This window comes from Chitinimonas sp. BJB300 (assembly GCF_002735695.1).
In the GTDB taxonomy this organism is placed as follows: Bacteria; Pseudomonadota; Gammaproteobacteria; order Burkholderiales; family Chitinimonadaceae; genus Chitinimonas.
The window spans coordinates 1-2,326 of record NZ_PDZH01000262.1; the positions used below are offsets into that span (position 1 = coordinate 1).

Consider the following 2,326-nt stretch of genomic DNA (forward strand, 5'->3'; position numbering starts at 1 on the left):
GGAGGTACTAGAGGAAACGGGCTTTTAGCGGGGAAGCGGCATCAGGGAAGGAGGTTTACAATTACTTCCGGGATTACGATCCGAAGCGTGGTCGCTACTTGCAGAGCGATCCAATAGGATTGGCGGGTGGCATCAACACCTACGCATATGTTGAGGGCAATCCACTCAGCTACGTTGATCCAACGGGTGAGTTTGGTATACCAGGGGCTATTGCTGGAGGAATTATTGGCGGTATCAGTGGTGGATTTGGAGCAAAAGTAACTGGAGGGAATGTCTTGCGAGGAGCAATTATTGGTGCAGTTGGTGGAGCAATTGTAGGTGGTTCTGGCGCGTGGTTAAGTGGTTCCTTAATTGGCAACATGGGGATTCGTGCAGCAACAGGACTTATGGGTAATACGCTAGGTCAAATGCAAAACATTTCTGATCCCTGCTTTACAGGCCCCAATGTAGGATCAATGATTGGATCGACAGTAGGGGGGGCGCTCAGTGGCGTCATATCGCCTGGTGCATGGGGTACATCATTTACAGGTTCCCTTTCTTCTCAAGTTGTTGAACGGTCAATAGCCGGCATTCCAGGGGCTGGTGTATCCGGTACATCTAGCATAGTTGGAAACCAACTTGGGGCCCAACCTAATACATGTGGTTGTAAAAAATGAGTTATACAAAACGATGGAGAATTTATTTTTCATTGGGTGTAATCGGCCTTGTATTTTGTTTTTATTTCCTGAGTTTGCTTTCGAAAGCAAATTGGGCGGATAAAGATTTATTGGGCATTTTTCTTTACTATGGCGTAGTAATAGGATTGTTATTAGCTAGCATTGTAAATATTTATACGGCTTACGGATTTAAGTTTGGTAGGCTGGATAAAGTTGTAGGCAATAAGAATTCTGCTGTGTTGATTCGATCTGGGGAAAAGATAAGAGAGAATGTTTCCATATCGTTTGCAAGATATCCAGATGCAGATAATGCCAGCCTAACTCCAGATAAGCAGTGTGTTCTATTTGTTGCCGATTGGAGACCTTGGGTATGTTCAACTCAAGACTTTCTTAATAACAATTCACGGTAGAATACATTTTATAGCTCAACCCAGCCCGCAGCCCTGTCTGCGGGCTTCTGCTGTCGCGCCCAGCCTGAGCTAGCTACCACTAGCGCCAAGTCCCCCGCCATCGTGATACACCTTCCCCTTTAGCCGCCAACGGCTAGGCGTTACACTGCGTCTGTGCACCTTGTGCGCAGCGCGTAAAACCGCGTCTAGAGAAAATTGTTCTTTATTGCTGCGATTGAGCCTGTGCGGATGCGCTGGAACCCGCATGGTGTCTGGGTTTGGTGGGTGTCGGTATGACCGTTTGTGTCAGGGCCGAATATCTACACATATGTAGCGGGAAATCCTTTAAGCAGAATAGATCCAAAGGGATTGGAAATGGCAGAAGGGCCTGAAGGCCCTTACTCTAAGGATCCTCGTGCGCATCTTCCAATTCCAGCAGGAAAGCCACCGAAAGGTCGAGACTATTGGCAACCTGTATGCGAGAAGTCTGCACAAGAATATGGGGGGTGGACAAAGCCATTTTGTAAGGCTTGTGTTCGATACGTCTGCGAAGACACTGCGGCAAGGCCAGCATGTTGTGCGGTTAGGAAGGATAAATGTATGAGCGAAAAAGAACCCGATGACGAATACGGACAAGCGCAATGTCTTACGGACTTCGCCCTATGTGTTGGTCGGGTTAAACAATAGGAATTACAGACCGTGAAAATACAAGAGAAATTTTTCCCACGATGTTTGGGTTTATTCCTGCTTGGAATTGTGATTGGCTCACTAGTGACTTGCTTTCTAGCATCGTTGGCCGTTGAGAGGCGTGATGCTATTTTGATGAGTACCTATCATGGGTTAGAAGGTGCTCACTCGCTACAAGCCGAGCAAGTTGGGCATAGATTAGATGCTTATACGCATCAGGCAAATGTAGTTTCGATAATGGAACAAAAAGAAAAGGCAATTGGATTGGATCTCGTACCGTGGTCCTTAATAACTCCATTTTCGTCTTCAGCTCAAACTATTATTGTTCCATCTCCATCGAACGACTGGACAGAGAAAGAGCTTGCAATACAAAAGAACCGACTGATGAAACTATCTAAATAATACAAGTTTGTGGTCAGTCTAAAAACCAGCTCAAAGCCGGTTCGGATCATCCGACCCGGCTTTGTTCTTGTGCGCCCAGCATGGGCGCACTCCTGCGGGTGGAAGTCCCGCCGTAAGTTGATCACAGCGAACGAAGTGAAGCGCAACTGCGTGAGGGCGACCGAGCGTGGGAAGGAAGCGTGGATCGTAAAC

Annotated in this window: 2 protein-coding genes and 1 pseudogene; all 3 read left to right on the forward strand. The window is 47.2% G+C overall.

The features are described 5' to 3' along the window. Positions 1-38: 38 nt before the first annotated feature. Positions 39-656, forward strand: a pseudogene (locus CSQ89_RS21085) (RHS repeat-associated core domain-containing protein); the annotation flags it as partial. Further along, a complete protein-coding gene (locus tag CSQ89_RS22310; protein WP_139023079.1) occupies positions 653-1,066 on the forward strand; it encodes a hypothetical protein in 414 nt (137 codons plus the stop codon). The pseudogene CSQ89_RS21085 and the gene CSQ89_RS22310, both read left to right, overlap by 4 nt. 678 nt (positions 1,067-1,744) lie before the next feature. Further along, positions 1,745-2,134, forward strand: coding sequence for a hypothetical protein (locus CSQ89_RS22315; RefSeq protein WP_139023078.1), 390 nt, complete (start codon positions 1,745-1,747; stop codon positions 2,132-2,134). Positions 2,135-2,326 lie beyond the last annotated feature (192 nt).

Coding starts and splice junctions, on each gene's coding strand:
- CSQ89_RS22310 (WP_139023079.1), top strand. CDS start 653: ATGAGTTATACAAAACGATGGAGAATTTATTTTTCATTGGGTGTAATC.